General features: G+C 40.8%; 20 protein-coding genes, 1 tRNA gene and 1 other RNA gene. 11 read left to right on the top strand and 11 right to left on the bottom strand.

Annotated features, from left to right (window positions below):
• The first annotated feature begins 112 nt into the window (after nucleotides 1–112).
• The 3 genes from ESA94_RS18975 to fsa all read left to right on the top strand — a co-directional run bounded on the left by ESA94_RS18975 (nucleotide 113) and on the right by fsa (nucleotide 1,571).
• Nucleotides 113–619: a hypothetical protein gene (locus ESA94_RS18975; protein WP_129132525.1), complete on the top strand. Its 507-nt coding sequence runs from the start codon at nucleotides 113–115 to the stop codon at nucleotides 617–619.
• Nucleotides 620–744: 125 nt separating this feature from the next.
• Nucleotides 745–844: signal recognition particle sRNA small type (ffs, locus tag ESA94_RS18970), an RNA gene on the top strand.
• A gap of 73 nt (nucleotides 845–917) precedes the next feature.
• Nucleotides 918–1,571, top strand: coding sequence for a fructose-6-phosphate aldolase (fsa, locus tag ESA94_RS18965; protein WP_129132524.1), 654 nt, complete (start codon nucleotides 918–920; stop codon nucleotides 1,569–1,571).
• 90 nt (nucleotides 1,572–1,661) lie between these two features.
• Here the strand turns inward: fsa and ESA94_RS18960 are convergent, their stop codons facing one another.
• Complete coding sequence (locus ESA94_RS18960; RefSeq protein ID WP_129132523.1) at nucleotides 1,662–2,354, bottom strand: SIR2 family NAD-dependent protein deacylase; 693 nt, start codon at nucleotides 2,352–2,354, stop codon at nucleotides 1,662–1,664.
• Between the two features lie 416 nt (nucleotides 2,355–2,770).
• Here ESA94_RS18960 and ESA94_RS18955 point away from each other — a divergent pair, with 416 nt between their 5' ends.
• Nucleotides 2,771–3,187 carry a hypothetical protein gene (locus ESA94_RS18955; protein WP_129132522.1) on the top strand — a complete coding sequence of 139 codons (417 nt, stop codon included), beginning with the start codon at nucleotides 2,771–2,773 and terminating at the stop codon, nucleotides 3,185–3,187.
• Nucleotides 3,188–3,291: 104 nt separating this feature from the next.
• On the opposite strand, the gene ESA94_RS18950 is transcribed toward ESA94_RS18955, so the two are convergent.
• The 3 genes from ESA94_RS18950 to ESA94_RS18940 all read right to left on the bottom strand — a co-directional run bounded on the left by ESA94_RS18950 (nucleotide 3,292) and on the right by ESA94_RS18940 (nucleotide 4,455).
• Complete coding sequence (locus tag ESA94_RS18950; RefSeq protein WP_129132521.1) at nucleotides 3,292–3,798, bottom strand: SRPBCC family protein; 507 nt, start codon at nucleotides 3,796–3,798, stop codon at nucleotides 3,292–3,294.
• A gap of 2 nt (nucleotides 3,799–3,800) precedes the next feature.
• Nucleotides 3,801–4,091, bottom strand: a complete 291-nt coding sequence (locus ESA94_RS18945; RefSeq protein ID WP_129132520.1) for a hypothetical protein — start codon at nucleotides 4,089–4,091, stop codon at nucleotides 3,801–3,803.
• A gap of 280 nt (nucleotides 4,092–4,371) precedes the next feature.
• A tRNA-Leu gene (locus tag ESA94_RS18940) sits at nucleotides 4,372–4,455 on the bottom strand.
• Between the two features lie 120 nt (nucleotides 4,456–4,575).
• Here ESA94_RS18940 and ESA94_RS18935 point away from each other — a divergent pair.
• Nucleotides 4,576–5,775 (top strand): NAD(P)-dependent oxidoreductase, encoded by a 1,200-nt coding sequence (locus tag ESA94_RS18935; protein WP_129132519.1) that lies wholly within the window; start codon nucleotides 4,576–4,578, stop codon nucleotides 5,773–5,775.
• A gap of 82 nt (nucleotides 5,776–5,857) precedes the next feature.
• On the opposite strand, the gene ESA94_RS18930 is transcribed toward ESA94_RS18935, so the two are convergent.
• The 3 genes from ESA94_RS18930 to ESA94_RS18920 all read right to left on the bottom strand — a co-directional run bounded on the left by ESA94_RS18930 (nucleotide 5,858) and on the right by ESA94_RS18920 (nucleotide 9,053).
• On the bottom strand, nucleotides 5,858–6,598 hold the full coding sequence (locus tag ESA94_RS18930) for a tRNA1(Val) (adenine(37)-N6)-methyltransferase (RefSeq protein ID WP_129132518.1): 741 nt from the start codon (nucleotides 6,596–6,598) through the stop codon (nucleotides 5,858–5,860).
• A gap of 79 nt (nucleotides 6,599–6,677) precedes the next feature.
• Nucleotides 6,678–7,718, bottom strand: a complete 1,041-nt coding sequence (tsaD, locus tag ESA94_RS18925) for a tRNA (adenosine(37)-N6)-threonylcarbamoyltransferase complex transferase subunit TsaD (protein WP_129132517.1) — start codon at nucleotides 7,716–7,718, stop codon at nucleotides 6,678–6,680.
• Between the two features lie 87 nt (nucleotides 7,719–7,805).
• Nucleotides 7,806–9,053, bottom strand: a complete 1,248-nt coding sequence (locus ESA94_RS18920; RefSeq protein ID WP_129132516.1) for an ABC transporter permease — start codon at nucleotides 9,051–9,053, stop codon at nucleotides 7,806–7,808.
• A gap of 161 nt (nucleotides 9,054–9,214) precedes the next feature.
• Here ESA94_RS18920 and ESA94_RS18915 point away from each other — a divergent pair, with 161 nt between their 5' ends.
• Together ESA94_RS18915 and ESA94_RS18910 are read left to right on the top strand one after the other, a co-directional pair.
• Complete coding sequence (locus ESA94_RS18915) at nucleotides 9,215–10,801, top strand: peptide chain release factor 3 (protein ID WP_129132515.1); 1,587 nt, start codon at nucleotides 9,215–9,217, stop codon at nucleotides 10,799–10,801.
• Nucleotides 10,802–10,900: 99 nt separating this feature from the next.
• The gene (locus ESA94_RS18910) at nucleotides 10,901–11,404 is read left to right on the top strand and encodes a GNAT family N-acetyltransferase (RefSeq protein ID WP_164972795.1); all 504 of its coding nucleotides are present in this window, start codon (nucleotides 10,901–10,903) and stop codon (nucleotides 11,402–11,404) included.
• Between the two features lie 87 nt (nucleotides 11,405–11,491).
• Here ESA94_RS18910 and ESA94_RS18905 read toward each other — a convergent pair whose 3' ends face one another.
• Entirely contained in the window at nucleotides 11,492–12,007 is a 516-nt protein-coding gene (locus ESA94_RS18905; protein ID WP_129132513.1) for a YkgJ family cysteine cluster protein, read from the bottom strand.
• A 285-nt stretch (nucleotides 12,008–12,292) separates the two neighbouring features.
• Between ESA94_RS18905 and xerD the strand changes: the two genes are divergently transcribed.
• Nucleotides 12,293–13,201 (top strand): site-specific tyrosine recombinase XerD, encoded by a 909-nt coding sequence (xerD, locus tag ESA94_RS18900; protein ID WP_129132512.1) that lies wholly within the window; start codon nucleotides 12,293–12,295, stop codon nucleotides 13,199–13,201.
• A 22-nt stretch (nucleotides 13,202–13,223) separates the two neighbouring features.
• Nucleotides 13,224–14,318 (top strand): glycoside hydrolase family 18 protein, encoded by a 1,095-nt coding sequence (locus tag ESA94_RS18895; RefSeq protein ID WP_129132511.1) that lies wholly within the window; start codon nucleotides 13,224–13,226, stop codon nucleotides 14,316–14,318.
• Nucleotides 14,319–14,328: 10 nt separating this feature from the next.
• On the opposite strand, the gene ESA94_RS18890 is transcribed toward ESA94_RS18895, so the two are convergent.
• From ESA94_RS18890 to ESA94_RS18880, 3 genes are all read right to left on the bottom strand, one after another.
• Nucleotides 14,329–14,787, bottom strand: coding sequence for a hypothetical protein (locus ESA94_RS18890; protein WP_129132510.1), 459 nt, complete (start codon nucleotides 14,785–14,787; stop codon nucleotides 14,329–14,331).
• Nucleotides 14,788–14,807: 20 nt separating this feature from the next.
• Nucleotides 14,808–16,112, bottom strand: coding sequence for a coiled-coil domain-containing protein (locus ESA94_RS18885; protein WP_129132509.1), 1,305 nt, complete (start codon nucleotides 16,110–16,112; stop codon nucleotides 14,808–14,810).
• 172 nt (nucleotides 16,113–16,284) lie between these two features.
• Nucleotides 16,285–17,322 (bottom strand): carboxypeptidase-like regulatory domain-containing protein, encoded by a 1,038-nt coding sequence (locus ESA94_RS18880; RefSeq protein WP_129132508.1) that lies wholly within the window; start codon nucleotides 17,320–17,322, stop codon nucleotides 16,285–16,287.
• Between the two features lie 127 nt (nucleotides 17,323–17,449).
• Between ESA94_RS18880 and ESA94_RS18875 the strand changes: the two genes are divergently transcribed.
• Together ESA94_RS18875 and ESA94_RS18870 are read left to right on the top strand one after the other, a co-directional pair.
• A complete protein-coding gene (locus tag ESA94_RS18875) occupies nucleotides 17,450–18,031 on the top strand; it encodes an RNA polymerase sigma factor (RefSeq protein WP_240671104.1) in 582 nt (193 codons plus the stop codon).
• Between the two features lie 13 nt (nucleotides 18,032–18,044).
• Nucleotides 18,045–19,325 carry a carboxypeptidase-like regulatory domain-containing protein gene (locus tag ESA94_RS18870; RefSeq protein WP_129132506.1) on the top strand — a complete coding sequence of 427 codons (1,281 nt, stop codon included), beginning with the start codon at nucleotides 18,045–18,047 and terminating at the stop codon, nucleotides 19,323–19,325.
• The last annotated feature ends 29 nt before the right edge of the window (nucleotides 19,326–19,354 follow it).

Below are 19,354 nucleotides of genomic sequence, written 5' to 3'. Positions count from 1 at the left end.
GACCAATAATCTAACCGCACAACATGCATCTCTAAACACAGAGGCTACTACGAAAACAGCTATTGTCTTTTCCGATACATTGCAATGCGGCCTAACACTAAAAATTAATCAAATGAAAATCAGCAAAATTTCTTTCCGTTTAGGAGCTATTCTTTTTGTGAGCTCAGTTTTGTTTGCCTGTAAAAAGAAAAATGATGTTCCTGCTAATGAAATTACCGAAAGTTCAGCTCTTGAAATTTATACAAGTTGGTCGCTCACCGACAACAGTAGTGCCACGGTTGGAGCAGATATTGATGTTTTGCTTGTAAAAGGAAATATTACATCAGAAAGTCAGTTAGCGGCATTACCAATTTCTGATCTTATTGACTATAGCGACAATGACAGTGATTTTGAAACAATGAATCTGCCTAGTTCTTTAGCCGATGGAGATTATTCAGTTATTCTTGATTACTACGACATACAGAAAGCAGGCAAGTACACTATTCGTTTTAAAGGAACTGCTTCCGGAAAAATATACTCTTTTGCAGATGTAGCTTTTGCTGTAGCAGAAGACGGCTCTACAAAATTTCCTGTACGAATTACAAAATCCGGACAGAAGTTCACCGTATCGCCACGGTAAGAATTGTCAACTCATTTTTAACCCCTGCAATTGCGGGGGTTTTTATTTTAAACCATTCTGTTTTTTCATTCTACATTTTTCATTGCTCATTGCATTAGTTCACCTGCATTCCCCTATCTTTGCGGCGGCAGGTCTTGCACGACCAGCTCCTGCTGAACTCCCCCAGGGTGGGAACGCAGCAAGGGTAGGCGGTTGTAGCGGTGCGATGTAAGTAACCTGCCATTTTTTTATTTTCTGTTGAAGATGACCCTTACAAGCCATTATTATTTTTCATCTTCAAAACAATCAAACGTTTATCATGAAATTTTTCATTGACACAGCAGACCTTTCTCAAATTAAGGAAGCGAATGAATTAGGTATTCTCGATGGTGTTACTACTAACCCTTCGTTAATGGCCAAAGTTGGCATTAAAGGAACTGAAGCTGTTATGCAGCATTACAAAACCATTTGCGAAATGGTAGATGGCGACATCAGTGCAGAAGTGATCAGCACCGATTTTGATGGCATCGTGGAAGAAGGTAAAAAGCTGGCTGCCATTCATCCGAACATTGTGGTAAAAGTGCCAATGATCAAAGACGGCATCAAAGCCCTGAAATGGTTCAGCGATAACGGTATTAAAACAAACTGCACACTGGTATTCAGCGCAGGACAAGCGATTCTTGCTGCAAAAGCCGGTGCAACATATGTTTCTCCTTTTATCGGTCGTATTGATGACAGCTGCTGGGATGGTATGGAACTCATCAGTCAGATTGCAAATATTTATTCACTGCAGGGTTTTGAAACAGAAATTCTGGCTGCATCAATCCGTACTCCATTACACATTGTACAGGCTGCAGAAGCCGGTGCACATGTTTGTACCTGTCCTTTAAGTTCAATTACAGGTTTATTAAAGCATCCGTTAACCGATATTGGTTTGGCGCAGTTTTTAGAAGATGCAAAGAAGTTTCAATAATTGAATTCTTTCCAAATAAGAAAAGCTGTTCCAAAAGGAACAGCTTTTTTGCTTATGACTTGCCCTTGGCTTAAGCCTGAGGCAAGTCATTTATTTCAATTGCAACAATAATTCCCTTAACTCCTTTACGCCTTCTGTTGCCGGTTTTTCAATGGCTGTTACATTGTATACCGAAGATGTATAAGGTATCTTTTTATCAACAATAAACTTCGGTATTTTATCATCGGCTACCGTTACTAATCCTGCTGCAGGGTAAACAACCAGCGATGTGCCAACCACTGCAAAAACATCAGCTTCATGCACAATTTGCAATGCTATTTCGATCATCGGCACTGCTTCTTCAAACCAAACAATATACGGACGAAGTTGCGCTCCATCTTCTGCTACATCGCCCAGCTTTATATCGCCTTTGATCCCGTAGATCAATTCTTCATCACGTTCGCTGCGTATTTTAAAAATCTCACCATGTAAATGAAGAATATTGCTTGAGCCGGCACGCTCATGCAGGTCATCGATATTTTGTGTAATGATGGTTACATCAAAATCGTTTTCCAATTCGGCCAAACCATAATGTGCTGCGTTGGGTTGTGCAGCTGCTACATCTCTCCTTCTGTAATTATAAAAATCCAACACTAGTTGCGGATTTCTTTGCCATGCACGTGGAGTGGCAACTTCTTCTATCTGGTAACCTTCCCACAAACCATCACCATCACGAAAAGTGCGCAAACCACTTTCTGCACTGATGCCTGCACCTGTTAATACAACGAGTTTCTTTTTGCTCAAACTTTAATATTTATTTAATTTGACAATCCTGAAAATCAGCCTTTAAAAGCGAAAAGAATAAACCATGTAATTTATTCAATTGATAATTCGATCAATACACAGGCCAAATTGTATTTAGGTCGTTAGCAATCAGTCAACCCACAGTTTATCTATATCTGCTCAAATGCAATGAATTATTGCACTACAAATTAAGAAAAGGTATTGTTACTTTACAGTTTACCTCTTGCTGCTCTCTTAAATTAAAAAGCAATGCCAATATTTACTAATGACATTACCGGTAATCAACAAGTCACCGAATAAAACCACTAAGTTTCTTGTTAAGCTTGATTTGTCTGATTTTTAATGCAGTTGTAAAAAACAAACAGCTGTCCTTCAAAAAAAATAAATAAATTGCCAATGCAAAAACACTTAAACTTATGCAACACTTCTTCAAAGCATTTCTTTTGCTTACTCTTTCGTTAATATTTATAGCATGTAAAAAAGATTATGCAAAAAAAATGACTGGAGTTTACAAAGGAAGTACAAAATACTTTCTTCGAGACTCTTCAAGTGCAATCAAGGACACAGTCTTATCAGAATCCAAGATTACCATTGAGCACGCCGGCTCCCGTAATACCGTTAAAATAACTATTAGTAACTTAGGCATGCAAGACTTCGTTTATAAAGAAGTTTCTGTTTCGGGAGACAAGTTGCAATATGTGCCTGCACCTATGGGAGGCTTCGCTCCAACTAAAATTGTAGGCACGTTAACAGATAATACCCTATTGCTTAGTGTAGAACACCGAACCACTGGGCCATATGCGTGGACAATGGATATTAAAGCATTGAAATAATATTCTTTACATAAACAAATTAGATCATATCCTATCTTAAAAAGACTGAAGTATGTTACTTATATAAAAGTAAATAACCGCAGGTACTGATTTCCGGGATAATATTATGCGGCCTTGAAAAATTCTATTCTTGTAAGAACAGATTCATGCCACTTACCAAAAAGCTCTTCCACTGCTTTAAAGCGGAATTCGAAAATCTGTTTCAACTGTTTTCGTACAAACAAGCAGTTTGCAATATTGCCCAAAAAGCCAAGTGGATTTCGATAATGAACAATATCCGTCATTTCTACACCTCCATCTACAACTTTAAAATGATGCTGATGATGCCATAATTGATAAGGGCCGAACCGTTGCTCATCAACAAAGAACTCTTTTTCTTTTACATGTGTTATTTCCGTCATCCAATACAGCTTAATACCTAATACCGGGCTCACATGATATTCAATGATTTGCCCTGCATACATTTTAGCTGTTGTGTGTTTCGACAAAACTTTAAAACCCATGTTTTTGGGAGTTATCGCCTGGAGATTATTGGGATTGGAAAAAAAATCCCACGCTGTATCAATATCAACAGGAATATATTGTACAGTCTTCAGGGAGTATGTAGCCATGCTCAGTTGAGGTTATTGGCAATAACGATCTCGGGGTATTCGTTTTTTTCTGTAGCCCATTGGTTTAGAAGATCGCTGCCAAGTGGTTCATAAATGTCACGCTTAAAAGGATCCGTCGGCAATTCTTTCATTGGCACCAATACCAAAAAATGCGGTTCAACATAATCGTAATGCTTGTCAACCGTAAGTCCTTTGATCTGCACAAACTTGTAACCTTTGCTTTGTAACTGATCCAGATTCTTCTTGTTAAACTCAATAGTTGCACTGCGTGCTTCGGCAATTCCTTTTCGCATGGTGATTGATTTACGTAATAATAAAAAACGAAAGACGAAATTGTTCGCTCAGCAAGGGGTTTTAACAGCTGTTGACCGAACGATTGGCTTACAAAGGTACAGGTTCAACAAATGGATATTTCGTTAAAACTTGTTACAGTATGTGCATAACCAATAAATGAGAGGAAGATGACAAAGGAGAAGATGTTTGCTGTGCTTCACATGAGAAAAGCCAATCAGCAAAAAATCACATCCTGAAAATAAAAACCCGCCTTCATTAACGAAGACGGGAAAAAAAATGTGCCCGGGAAAGGACTCGAACCTTCACATCCTTGCGAACGGCAGATTTTGAGTCTGCTGCGTCTACCAATTCCGCCACCCGGGCGTTTTGGTTCCGATAGCTATCGGAAGGGGGTGCAATATTACAGAAACTTTGCTTCCCTGTGAAATTTTTTATGTCTTCATTTTTTTGTGCGAAAACTTATCTTGCAAACAAACGATTGGTATGTTAACAATAGGACTCATCAGAGAGGGAAAAACACCTGCAGATAACCGTGTAGCGCTTACTCCCACGCAATGCAAATGGATTTTAAAGAATAGCAACAATGTACAAGTGCTGGTTCAATCTTCGCCCACCCGTTGCTTTACCGATAAAGAATATAAAAGTGCCGGTGTAACTGTAACGGATGACCTGAGCTCTTGCGATGTTTTGTTTGGCATTAAAGAAGTACCTGTTGATGAGTTGATTCACGGCAAGACTTATCTTTTCTTTTCGCATACAAAAAAAGCGCAGGCACATAACCGAAAGCTGATGCATGCGATGATCGAAAAAAAGATCACACTTATCGATTACGAATGTTTAACACACGACGACGGACAACGTATTATTGGTTTTGGTTTTTTTGCAGGTGTTGTAGGTGCACATAATGGAATGATGGCGTTTGGCAACAGAACCGGTGCCTTTAAACTGGGAAGAGTTGGTGATGTAAGGGATTACCGCCAGCTCATCCATACTTATTTCGGATTGAAATTGCCTAAGATTAAAATTGCTATTACCGGCAGTGGCCGTGTTGCACATGGCTTACTCGAAATCATGAATCTGTTGGGTGTAAACGAAGTGGAACCATTCGATTACCTTCACCGGCAATACGAGTATCCTGTGTATGTGCATTTGAAAGGAAGAGATCTTTACGAACGTAAAGATGATGGTACGTACAACCGTGATAATTTCCATGAACATCCCGAAGAATACAAATGCAGCTTCGCTCCTTTTGTAAAGCAAAGCGATATTCTGCTTAATGGTGTGTACTGGGATAAAACAATTCCATCACTGTTTTCTTTAGATGAATTCCGCAATGCATCGTTCAAAATTAAAACAATTGCAGATATTACAAATGATACGGGTGGCTCTATCCCCATCAACATCGGCGACTCAACAATTGCTGAACCTGTGTATGGTGTAGATAAGATCACCTTACAAAAAACAGCACCTTACTTACCTGGCTCTGTTGATGTGATGGCTGTAGGTAATTTGCCTAACGAATTGCCACGTGATGCATCCCGCTATTTTGGAGAGCAATTAATAAAGTATGTTTTAGAAGATCTGGTGCAAGGTGGTTCTTCAATTCTTGAAAGAGCAACGATGCTTAAAGCTGGTGTATTAACGGAAGAATACAGTTACCTGAAGGAATATGCCGGTGTCTGACGTCTCGAAGAGCGTCTGACACATTAGCAAGTACGAGGTACGAAATTAGAAGTGCGAAACAAATCTCCGTCTGACGGATTACCTACAAATACAAATAATAATCTCCCAACAAACTTACAAACGCAGTTGTGTATTCGTTGTTTGCATCTTTAATGGCAAGCTCTTCCACAACAGGTTCAGTTTTTATTGGGGTAAACAACAACATTGAACGGAAAAAGCCATGCTTTACGCTTTGCTTTACCTGTACATGTTTTTGCAGATGAAGATTTGCTGCAGCGGCCAATTCAATCATATACGCTGCACGTGCATATGGAAGCAATACAGCAAAACAACCATTGTTGGTTAAGTTGTTTGCAACGATGGCTATCAATTCATCCAGCTTCAACCCTGCATCATGCATTGCTACATTTCGGTTTACAGCATCCGACTTTAAATCGCCTTCGTAAAAAGGCGGGTTGGAAATGATGAATTCATACTTATGTGAAAAGCTGAATTGCTTTACATCTGCGTGAAACAACTGCAATCGTTCCTTCCATCTTGATGCTTCACTATTTTCTTTCGCCTGCAAATATGATGGCTCATCAATTTCAATTCCATCGATTGCTGCATTACACTTCTGCGCCAACATCAGCATGAGTAACCCTGTGCCTGCGCCAATATCAAGAATAGTGAATGGTGCTGCCGCAGATCGTACCTCGTACTTCTTACCTCGTACTTCTTCCGCCACCCACGCTCCAAACAAACAGCTATCGGTGCTTACTTTCAACGCAGCTCTCTCCTGCTGTATCTTAAACTGTTTGAATTGAAAATAATTATTGGGCATGAACAATGAGTGATGAATAATGAGTAATGAATGATGAGGATTACTTGCGGCTAATTACTATCGACTAACGGCTTCTTCTTTACCATTCAGCCCTTGCACTTGGCTGCACTGCAAGTGATACAAAATCGCCGGCAAGATATTTATGATAAGCAGTAATAGCAATCATGCCGGCATTATCGGTACAATATTCAAACGAAGGAATAAATGTTTTCCAATGGTGCTTCTCGCCCAGCTCAGCAAAAGCTTTTCGCAAACCACTATTGGCACTTACACCGCCAGCCAGACAAATTTGTTGCACACCTGTTTGCTTCACTGCTTTTTTTAACTTGTTGAGCAAAATAGAAACGATGCGTTGTTGAACAGATGCACAAATATCATTGAGGTTCTCTGCAATAAATTTTTGCTGTTCTTCTTCGCTTGCAAGGAACTCTTCTTTGTACACAAGACTCGTTCCTGCATTGCGTAAAAAATAAAGAATGGATGTTTTTAATCCGCTAAAACTAAAGTTGAGTTCGGGTATCTGTGGCTCGGGAAATTTAAACCGATCAGCATTACCCAGCTGTGCATACTTATCAATCAGCGGACCTCCGGGATACGGAAGCCCCAACAACTTTGCTGTTTTATCAAACGCTTCACCAGCCGCATCGTCAATGGTTTCGCCAAGTACTTTCATTTGTGTAGCCGTTTCGCACAATACAATTTGCGTATGTCCGCCACTAACTGTTAAACACAAAAAAGGGAACGAAGGTTTTTCTTGCGGAATTAAATTGGCCAGTACATGCGCCTGCATATGATGCACAGCTATCAGCGGTATATTCAACGCCAGTGCCAACGATTTTGCAAACTGTACGCCCACGAGTAACGAACCGATTAAACCGGGAGCCTGCGTAAACGCAATTGCACTCAGCTCATTCATTTCCACGCCTGCTTCTTTTAACGCTTTGTCAACCACGGGTACAATATTCTCCATGTGTGCACGGCTTGCCAACTCTGGTACAACCCCACCAAACTGTTCATGTACAGCCTGTGTTGCAATTACATTAGAAAGAATAACACCGTTACGACAAACGGATGCTGAAGTTTCGTCGCAGGAAGATTCGATGGCGAGAATGGTGATCAAAACGGAAATTAAAAATTAAAAATGAAAAATGAGAAATGTAAAAATACAGCAACCTGCCGATTCATCATTCATTACTCATCACTCATATTATTTGCTTCGTATCGCTACTACAGGATCCATTTTTGCCGCAATAAAAGCCGGAATAATACCTGCGAGAATTCCGGTAAGTATACAAACCATTACTGCGCCGAGAAAGAGACCTATTGAAATAAATACTTTGAACTTAAATGCTGCAGATAAAATGAACGTTAACCCAAACACCATCACTAAACCAATAATACCGCCAAGTATACAGAGAAATGCACTTTCCATTAAAAATTCGGCAAGTATAGTTCTGCGTTTCGCACCAATGGCTTTCTTTAAACCGATGATGCTTGTACGTTCACGAACAGTTACAAACATAATGTTGGCAACACCAAAAATGCCTACAATAAACGAAAGAATGGTAATGCAGATACCACCGATGGTCATACCTGTAAAAATGGAAGTGATCTGTGTTGCACCTGTGCTAACATCATTCAATGCAAAATTATCTTCCTGTTTAGGGTTAAGCTTACGTACACTGCGCATTACACCACGCAATTCGTTTTTCATATCTTCCACAGGTACATTTTCCCTTCCCTTCACCAACATAAATCCATCGCTTCTTGCTTCATTACCAATCTGACTGGCAAAACGGTAAGGAATAATAATTACGTTATCAAAATCCCAACCGCCTAACAGGTTTTGTCCCTGCTTTTTAATTACACCCACCACATTCACTTTACGTCCTTTAATGTCTACTGTTTTACCAACAGCATATTCAGCTTTCTCAAATAATTTTTCAGCAACATTATAACCCATAACAACACTGGCTGTGCCATAAGCAAATTCGTTGTTAGAAAGGTAGCGGCCCGAGCCCATTTCAACCGGCTGTATTTCGTTAAACTCTTCTGTTACACCATACCAGTTTACAGTAGAAAGCGATACATCTTTATAATCAATAGTAGAAGCATTAAAATAGGTGTATGCTACATTAGCGGCCAGCGACATCCGTTGCTTAACAGGAGGCATTTCTTTGAACTTTGTATTAGGCCGGCTTACATATTTCCACCAAGGGTATTCGCCACCGCCGCCCCAGGGCCATTTCTGAACATAAACCGTATTGTTGCCAAACGATTTAAATTCGCTTTTAATGCTGCTCTCGAGGCTGCCCACCGTTGCCATTACGCTGATGATGCAAAAAATGCCAAACGTAATCCCCAACAAACTCAAAAAAGTACGGAGCTTATTTTTCCGCAATTCCTGTGTGGCAAACAACAGGCTGTTCCAGAAGATTTCGAAGGTTTTACGCATGCCTCAAATTTAAAAGATATTGGCTAAGTACGTTGAAAAATATTACAAATGGAAGGCTTCGGCGGCTTACCTTTGCGGGCTTGAAAAAGCGCATAGTTGATAGATCATCGTTCATGGCTGCTGCTGCTATGAACCATCAACCATGAACAATGAACTAAATCATGAAGTTTACAAACGAAATCAATCGCCGACGCACATTCGCCATCATCTCGCACCCCGATGCGGGTAAAACAACGCTTACCGAAAAGTTGCTCTTGTTTGGTGGCGCCATCCAGGTAGCAGGTGCCGTAAAAAGCAACAAGATCAAAAAGCACGCAACCAGCGATTTCATGGAAATTGAACGGCAGCGTGGCATCTCGGTTGCCACTTCGGTAATGACGTTTGAATACAACGGCACATTGATCAACCTGCTCGATACTCCCGGTCACAAAGATTTTGCTGAAGATACCTACCGCACATTAACTGCTGTGGATAGTGTTATCCTTGTTATCGACAGTGTGAACGGTGTGGAAGATCAGACACGCCGTTTAATGGAAGTCTGCCGCATGCGTGATACACCGGTAATTGTTTTCATCAACAAAATGGACCGTGATGGCAAGAACCGTTTCGACCTTTTGGAAGAAGTGGAAAAAGAGCTCAGCCTTCACCTCCACCCGATGACATGGCCCATTAACAGCGGTAAAGATTTTAAAGGTGTTTACGATTTAGATAAAAAATCACTCGTACTGTTTACGGCCAATACAAAAGCAAGTGATGAAGATGTAGTTGAGATCAAAGATCTTTCGAACAACATACTCGATGAAAAAGTAGGTGAAGCTGATGCAAACACATTGCGTGATGATGTAGAACTGGTAGATGGTGTTTATGGTGATCTGGATGTTGAGCAATACCTCAAAGGGAAAATTGCACCTGTATTTTTCGGCAGTGCCGTTAACAACTTTGGTGTAAAAGAAATGCTCGATACATTTATCCGCATTGCTCCTTTGCCGCAAAGCAGGGAAACATCAATCCGTCACCTCGATGTGCAGGAAGATAAATTCAGCGGATTTGTATTTAAAATTCACGCTAACCTCGATCCTAAACACAGAGACCGTATTGCTTTTTTACGTGTTTGCAGCGGAAGGTTTGAACGGAATAAGTACTATCATCATGTGCGTTTAGATAAGGATGTACGTTTTAGTAACCCCTACTCGTTTATGGCCCGCCAGAAAGATGTGATTGAAGAAGCTTTCCCGGGTGATGTAGTTGGTTTGTTCGATACGGGTAACTTTAAAATCGGTGATACCATAACCGAAGGCGAAGATTTTTATTTCACAGGTATCCCATCGTTCTCTCCTGAATTGTTTAAGGAAGTGGTGAACAAAGACCCGATGAAGACCAAACAGCTGGAAAAAGGTTTGCTGCAGCTAACCGATGAAGGTGTGGCGCAATTGTTTACCCAGTTTGGCGGTAACAAAAAAATTATCGGTTGTGTGGGCGAACTCCAGTTTGAAGTTATTCAATACCGTTTGTTGCAGGAATACGGCGCCAGTGCAGAGTTCCGCTCAATGCCTTATTACAAAGCCTGCTGGATAACCAGTGAGGATCAAAAAAAGCTGGATGAGTTTACACGTTTTAAAACAAACAATATTGCAGCAGATAAAGACGGGCATTTAGTGTACCTCGCACAAAGCGAATGGTTCCTCAATACCGAACGTCAGAACAATCCGGATATTGAGTTTCATTTTACAAGTGAGATTCATAAGTAAACGCTGGTCGGTACGGCCATCGGCCGTCAGACCAAAATCAATCGCTGCAATTTTTAACTAAACGTCTGACGGCTTACGCCGTCCTGACGAATGAAAGCTATGATCCTCTTCCAATCAGAACGTTTATTGGTAAAACCTTACAGCAATGCCGACGGCGATATTTTTTTTCGTTTTCATGGCGATGAAGAAGTGATGCGTTTTATCAGAAAGCCAAAAACAAGAGAAGAGAGTGATGCATTTTTAATCGAAAATCTCAAGTTCTACAAAGAACATCCCGGTATTGGCCGCTTTGCAGTTATTGAAAAAGTAAGCGGTGAACATATTGGTTCGTTTTCATTATTGCCGTTGGAAGATACCGTTAACTATCATCTGGGTTATGGCTTTCTGCAAAAGGCTTGGGGCAAAGGTTTTGCAACAGAGCTGGTTGCAGCATCTATCGATTATACCTTCCGTGCAATACAACGTGAAATTATTATGGCCATTACATTACCGCAACATATTGCGTCGCAAAAAGTATTGCTGAAGGCTGGATTTGTTGAAAGTGGCACTATTATTCAGGAAGGAGAAATCCTGAAAATGTTTTGCCTGCAGAAGAAAAAATAATTGATTGTGCTTTTAAGCTGAATGAAATCAACCTCTGCTGATCAAGGCAACTATAAACTACAAACCATAAACTAAAAACTATTCTTCTCAGATCTTCCCTACTTTCTCCATCATCTTTTCTACCAGTTTATATGTAGCCGGGCAGTATTCTACGTTTTGTTTGTACACATGTACCCAATCGGTAAAATTCTTTTTGGTATGATGCGGGAAGGTTGCACAATCAACCGGACGTATTTCGTAAATAGAGCATTTGTTGTCCTTCAAATTCAGAAACTGGCAAGGCTGTTTCTTATTCATCATATCGCCGGTACTGCGTTCTTTGTACAACCACTTTTCACTAAACTCTTCAGGCGTTTGATTAAAGTGTGCAGAGATGCGTTTAATATCCTGCTTGGTAAATGTAGGCGTCATGGTTTTGCAACAGTTGGCACAGGCAAGACAATCAGTTTCAGCCCATACTTCTTTATCCATTTCCTTCGCCAGTTTGTCCATTCCTTTTGGTTTCACTGTTTCCAAACGGGTAAGAAAATAACGGAAACGACGACGGTTCTGTTGCATTAAACGTTTAAAGAAAGGCAGATGCATGGGTTTTGATGATTGCATACCGGTATTGCTTATTAAGCAGCGAATATAATGATGAGTGATGAATAATGAGAGATGAATTGTTGTTGCAGGTAGAAAGTTATAAGTTAAAGGTTATGAGTTACGGGGTTAAAGATTGCATGTTCCTAGTATTTGCTTCTTGTAAATTGGTTCTTGTCCCGATAGCTATCGGGATTGAATTTTCTTTCTTCTGTCTTGTATACTGGATATTGGATTTTCTTCCCTGTTCCTTGTACCTTGTTCCTTCTTCCTTCTTATCTTCCAAACTTCAATTACTGCTACTTCATGTGGGACCCGTATAAAAAAGGATTTAAAGCTTACCTGCAACTGGAACGTTCGCTGAGCGATAACTCGGTGGAAGCTTACCTGCACGATGTTGAAATGCTTACGCAATACCTGCAAAGCAGCAACGATCTTAGAAATCCTTCGGAGTTGGTGTTAAAAGATCTGCAACAGTTTGTAAAATGGATCGCTGAGCTGGGTATGAGTGCAGGAAGCCAGGCAAGAATTATTTCGGGCTTACGGCAGTTTTATAAATACTGTTTGCTGGAGCAGATAAGCAGTACCGATCCCACAGCATTGCTTGAAGCACCAAAGCTCAAACGTACATTACCCGACACATTGAGTTATGAAGAAATTGAAACCATCATTAACCAGATCGACTTAAGTAAACCCGAAGGCGGCCGCAACAAAGCCATACTTGAAACAATGTACAGCTGTGGTTTGCGTGTAAGCGAAGTAGTGAATCTGAAACTGTCGAACCTTTATCTTGATGTTGGCTTTATACGTGTAATTGGCAAAGGCGATAAAGAACGTTTAGTGCCGATCGGCAGCAGCGCTGTTAAATACATCACTATTTATGTAAAAGATATCCGAGTGCATGTGCAGCCAAAAAAAGGGAAAGATGATATTGTTTTTTTGAACAGGCGTGGCGATGAATTAACAAGAGTAATGATCTTTCTTATTATTAAAGAGCTGGCAAAAAAAGCAGGTATTGAAAAAAATATTTCGCCGCACACCTTCCGTCATTCCTTTGCTACCCATTTGGTAGAAGGCGGAGCCGATTTGCGTGCCGTACAGGAAATGCTGGGGCATGAAAGCATTACAACTACAGAAATTTATACGCACCTCGACCGTGAGTTTTTGCGGAAAACATTGGAACAATATCACCCCGGCTTTGGTAAAAAAGCCTGATCACTTTAACCGAAACAACAGCATGAAAAAACAAGTATTCAGCATTCTTCTTTTTGTTTTAACTGTAAGCATTTGTTCTGCTCAAAAACAAACAGCAAAAAGTATGGAAGTTATCGCCTACTATGCAGGCGGCAGCGAAGCCATCGACAAATTCAAAGCAGAGCAGCTAACACAAATCATTTTTTCATTCGGCCATTTAAAAGGCAATCGCTTACACATTGGCAGCGCAAGAGATACTGCAACAATTCATAAGCTGGTAGCCTTGAAAAAAAGAAATGCGAAACTGAAAGTATTATTATCGCTTGGAGGATGGAGCGGTTGTGCACCCTGCTCCGATGTTTTTTCTACAGCTGCAGGCAGAAAAGAATTTGCTGCATCTGTAAAAGAGTTGCTGCAGTTTTTTAAAGCCGATGGTATTGATCTTGATTGGGAATACCCGGCCATTGAAGGTTACCCCGGCCATACGTACAGAAAAGAAGACAAAGACAATTTCACTTCACTTGTACAACTATTACGTACAACATTGGGCAAAGAAAAGATCATCAGCTTTGCAGCAGGTGGTTTTGATGAATTTTTACAGGAGTCTATTGATTGGAAAAAAGTAATGCCTGTCATTGATTTTGTAAATATGATGACCTACGATTTTGTTGGCGGCTATAGTAAAGTAACAGGTCACCATACTTCGCTTTACTCTACTGGCACGCAAAAACGATCGGCCGATAATGTGATCCGTTATTTTGAATCGATCAATGCGCCTCTGCAAAAAATCATTATCGGCGCAGCATTTTATGCAAGAACCTGGCAAGGAGTAAACAACAGCAACAACGGTTTGTACCAGGCAGGAACGTTTAAAGATTTTGTTTCCTTCAGCCAGTTTAAAAAACATTTAAATAGCGACAGCGGTTTTGTTTACTACCGGGATCCTGTTGCGCAAGCTCCTTATGCATACAACAACCGCACAAAGATCTTCGCCACTTTTGATGATGAAGTATCAGTTGCTGCAAAAGTGAACTATGTACAACAAAAAAAACTGGGAGGTATTATGTTCTGGGAGCTGTCGCTCGACAAACCTGCAAACGGATTGTTACAGGTAATAACCGATGCAAAGAACAAATAAGAAAAACGCTTTATACCGGCAGCAGGAGCAACAGGCTTTTCACCTTTTCGCTTATCCGTTTTACCGGTGTTGAGCGTTGCAGAAATTCAATGCCGTGTATATCGCTCATCCATTTTTCAAATTTCGCTGCCTGCAGGTATAAATGTTTTACGGAGTGCAAACCAAACCCGTGTTTGGTAAATGGTATACACACATCAAGTATATTGCTATAATAGCGACTGCCTAACTGAAACTGCATCCAGTATTTATTGGAGAATTCGCCGGGTTCAAAAATCAGCATCATGTTATGCAACTGATCGAAGCGGAGCGATGTTTCGTAAAACAAAAAATTGAATGTTTGTAACTGTTCTGCAGGCTGCACATAAACAGCATCCCTGCTTACTGCCGGCAGGGATGCTGTATGAATACTGGTTAAACTTAACTTCTGTTGCAGTAATATTGAAATTTCAGCGGTATTGAATTGTAACATATATGATTGAACGTTGTGTTTTATTGATACTGCATATGGCCATTGCCATTTATTACGGGCTGCCCTTCGGTTGCAGTTTGAAAATGGGCAAATCTTGTTTCAATGTCTTTCATAACAAGCAACATTTCTTTACTGAGGCGTTCACGTTCCTGTAGTTTGTGTTGCAGCTCATCAATCAATAATTTCTGTTGATGTTTTGTTTTAAGCAACTCTTCTATAGCTTGTTCTTTTTGTTGAGCCTGCTCCTGCAAAACAGTTACAGACGATTGCCAAGAACCTGTTTGCTCCATCCATGCATCTTCTTTTAAGCGCATACTTTCCTGAGCAGCCTTCACTTCTTCTTCGAGCTTTTCTTTTTCTGCAAGCATGGGCTGCAATTGCTGTAATTCATCTTCAGCCGTTCTTTTTTCCTGTTGCAGCCTAGCAATGCTTTCGTTTAAGCGTTCGTTGCTTGCAAGCAGTTGTTCATACGAGTACGTGTCTCTAAGAATAGCCGTTAAATGATCTCTGAACTGCTCAACTTTTTCAGCCACTTGCGAGGCCTGAATTCTTGTGGCCGTAATCCCTGCTTTTTGCAGCAACATCTCCTCACTGAGATGCTGGCTTTGTGCAGCCTCCTTCAGTTGCTCTTTCAACTGCATGATCTGTTGTTGCAAATGCTGCTCATTACCGCTTGCGGAAGAATTGATGAGTTGCTGTTGCAACTGCTGAATTTCTTCCTGTGCTTCTTCAAGTTGAGCAGTCAGACGATCATTTGTCACTTGCTTTTCAGCTAAAAGCTGATGTAGTTGATGTATCGCTGGTTTTTCAGTTTCCTCTGCAGATTGCTCGTTTTCGTGTTGTGTCATTAATTCCCGGTATTGTTGATCAATTATAGTGCGTTGTTGTTCCGACATGCGGAGTTTTTGCTCTGCCTCCAGAAGATTACGTTCCTGCTGAATGATTTTTTCCTGAAGGTTATGCAATACAATTTGCTGTTCGGGTACTGCTTCAGTTTCAGGTAACTGTTTCAACTCTTCGATATGTGTTAATGCTTTGGCGTATTGCACCTGCAGATCCATATGCCTTTTTTCTGCAGCTTTAATTTCGTTCTGTAAAACTGTTTCAGCTTCTTCCCTTCTTGAAATTTCTGCACTGAATTTATTTTGCAATACTTCAACCGCTGTTTCACTTGCTTCTTCTTCGCTCAGCGATTTATCTTTACGTAGCTGACCCCAGAATAATTTTAACAAATACCCGGCTGTTATAGCAGCACTTATAATTACCACTAACTCCATTGCATGCAGCGACAACACTGCTGCAGTTGTAAAACTTAAATACATCATAGCTTCCCGTTTAAAATACGTTCATGGAGACAGTTGTAAGGCACACGTTACTACAGACGGGATTATTGGGAGATGATTTTTAGAAAACAAATATCAAACCAAACTGAAATTTTGTGGAAAACAAAAAGGGCCGCCAATGGCGGCCCGGCATAGGTGTTTGCCAAAGCAAACTTTATTGAATGATGAGTTTGCTGTTTTGAATAAGTGTATTCTTCTCATCCGTAACCTGTACCACATACATACCCGCTGTAATGTGGCTGTTTAAATAAATCTGCTCCGTTTCATTTTTTCCGCTGATCTGTTTTTGAAAACTGTAAAACAACTGTCCGCTACTGTTAAACATCCGTATCTGGTACATACCGGGTTTTACATCAGGAAATGATAGCTGTACTGTTCCCGATGCTGCAACCGGATTGGGATAAACATTCAATTTTGCAGGCATCAAGGTATCTTTTAATTTCTCCCACACAGTATAACTAGTTGTTCGTATTACAGAACTTGTACCCATTACTGTACAAGTGGTTTTACTGGCATAGCCAACAACTATCACCTCTCCCATTAACTTCGGCGCCTGTTTCATTTGCAGTACAACAGCATTTTTATCAGCAAGCTTCGACAGCTTTATTTCTGCTGCTTCGTAACCGATGTAGCTGTATTGTAATACATCTTTGCGTGACTGTACTAAAACAGAAAAACTGCCATCAGCTGCCGTTACTACTCCTTTACTTGTTCCCTTTATTGAAACAGATACACCTGCCAGCGGTTCTTTGGTAACAGCATCAACAACTTTACCACTTACCCGGTTCTCCTTTGCTAACGGCGCTTCCATAAATGTTCCCATAATAATTTCCGGAACAGGCGCAATACGTTCAATCGTATCTCTTACTGCAACTTTACCTATTTGCGCTTTGCCTTTTTCGGCAAACAATGCCGCAGGTAACAGCAACGACGCCGCATAACGTATAAAGCGTGATGCAGGTTTTAATTCCAATTGCTGCATAGGTCTGTTCAATTGTTCGTTTGCAAAACGCCCACAGCTGCTGCCGTTATAGTTATTGAAGAATGCTATGATCTCCTCATCGCTTTTTGCTGTAAAATCAATTACTTTTTTCTGGCAGGAGCCGCAGAAGCGTCCCTGTTCAACAGGCAACATGTGGTTCCATTCTTCGTGGCAAGGTTCATCGATTTTAATGCGAAAGGATTGCTGCATAGCATTTGGTTTTAAGATTAGTGTTGTGTTATTAACAGCTGTATATCCAATAGATGCTATCGTCTTAACGATTACACACAACAGCTTCAACTATTTTTTACCTATCTTCCCGCCTCAACTTTTTGGCTTGGCGTTCATCAGAGAAAAAGACATTACAAACCGAACCGATGCAGAACTGGTTACCCAATACCGGGCTGCAGGCGATTTAACGGTACTGAGCCAACTTTACCAACGCTATATGGATCTTGTGTACGGTCTTTGTATTAAATACCTCAAAGACACTGAAACGGCCAAAGATGCAGTAATCAACATTTACGAGGAGCTGGTGGTTAAACTGAAACAGCACGAAGTAAGCAATTTCAAGAGCTGGCTGTTTACCCTTAGCCGTAACCATTGCCTTATGCAGTTACGGAAAGAAAAAGGAAAACATACCGTTGAAATTGCCGACGATTTTATGCAAAACAGCGAAATGCTGCATCTGGATGAAGTAAAGAACAAAGAAGAGCAGCTGAACAGTATGGAAGATTGCCTGGAAAAACTCGCAGAAGAACAAAAAACCTGTGTTACCTTGTTTTACCTGCAGGGCAAATGTTATAACGATATTACGGAGCTAACAGGTATTGAATGGAACAAAGTACGCAGCTATATTCAAAACGGACGGAGAAATTTGAAACTTTGTATGGAAAACAAGCTGGAAGCTGACAGCTGACAGCAGCAAACAAATGATCAACTACAGTGCACACGATATTGAACGTTACATCAACCGGCAAATGAATGCTGCAGAAATGCATGCATTTGAAAAAGCCATGATGGATGATCCCTTCCTTGCCGATGCGGTGGATGGTTACCGTACTGTTGTGCCTCAGCAAAATATTCAGCACGATCTTGAACAGTTACAGCAACACATCAACAATAAAAAAGAAAACGGCAAACTTATTACCGGCTTTTTTAAGCCATGGATGCAGATCGCCGCTGTTGCAGTTATTTTATTGGGTGGCGCAATTACGGCCTATCGCCTGCTCAACAAACCTGCAGCAACCGACACGGTTGTAGCAACAGAAAAAAAACAGGCAGAACCAACAACAGCGGTTACACCAAAAACAACCGAAGTTGATTCAACAACAATTGCTGTAAACGATGTTACTCCTCCTGTTATTCAGGCACCGGTTAAACCAAAGCAAAAGACACAAATAAAACTGCCCGCATTTTCACCCGCAGAAACGTTTGCTGTTACAGAAACAAATCCTGTTGTAAGCGATAGTACAAAAACAAATGTTGCTGCAACTACTGCTGCCGCTGCCGCTGCCCCACCTGTTGCTGCAGCGAATGATATACAGCTCAACAGCAATAAGCCTGCAAAAATGGAAATGAAGGCAAAATCGGTACCCGTAAAACTTAATCGCTTTGCAGGCGTGGTGGTCGATGAAAACAATCAGCCGCTTCCCTTTGCCAATATTGTTGAAATTAAATCGGGTGTTGGTACGTATGCCGATGCAAAAGGCAATTTCATTATGGTGGCTGGCGATTCTGTTTTATCTATTGAAACAAGATCGGTTGGTTACAGTACTGCCAATGTGCAGATTCACACAAGCAATCAGCAGAAAATAGTTTTGCGTGATGAAGCAGTGAGTTATGGTTTTCTTTCGAAAGAACAGTTGTTCGAACGTAATAAGCAACGTAACAGCAGCCGGATGAAAGAAGAGCTGAACGAAATGGAAAGTGAACCGCTGGATGGTTGGGATAACTATTCAACGTATGTTTTAAACAATACACGCAACACTCGTTTTACCGACGATAAAGTGCGCCTGCAGGATAAAAGCACATTGAAAGAAGTAGAAGTTTCGTTTGATGTGCTGCCCGATGGTACCATTGCAAACTTTAAAGTAGAACGCTCCAACTGTGTAACCTGCAACAACGAAGCCATCCGTGTACTGAAAGATGGCCCTAAATGGAAATCGAAAAGCGGCAAAACCGAACGCACCCGTTTTACCGTTCAGTTCTGATAACAACCTTTTGTGAATTCAACTTTCAT

This window comes from Lacibacter luteus (assembly GCF_004118265.1).
Taxonomy (GTDB): Bacteria; Bacteroidota; Bacteroidia; order Chitinophagales; family Chitinophagaceae; genus Lacibacter; species Lacibacter luteus.
The sequence above is the reverse complement of the archived record's forward strand: the minus strand, read 5'-3'. Positions and strand labels throughout refer to the sequence as shown.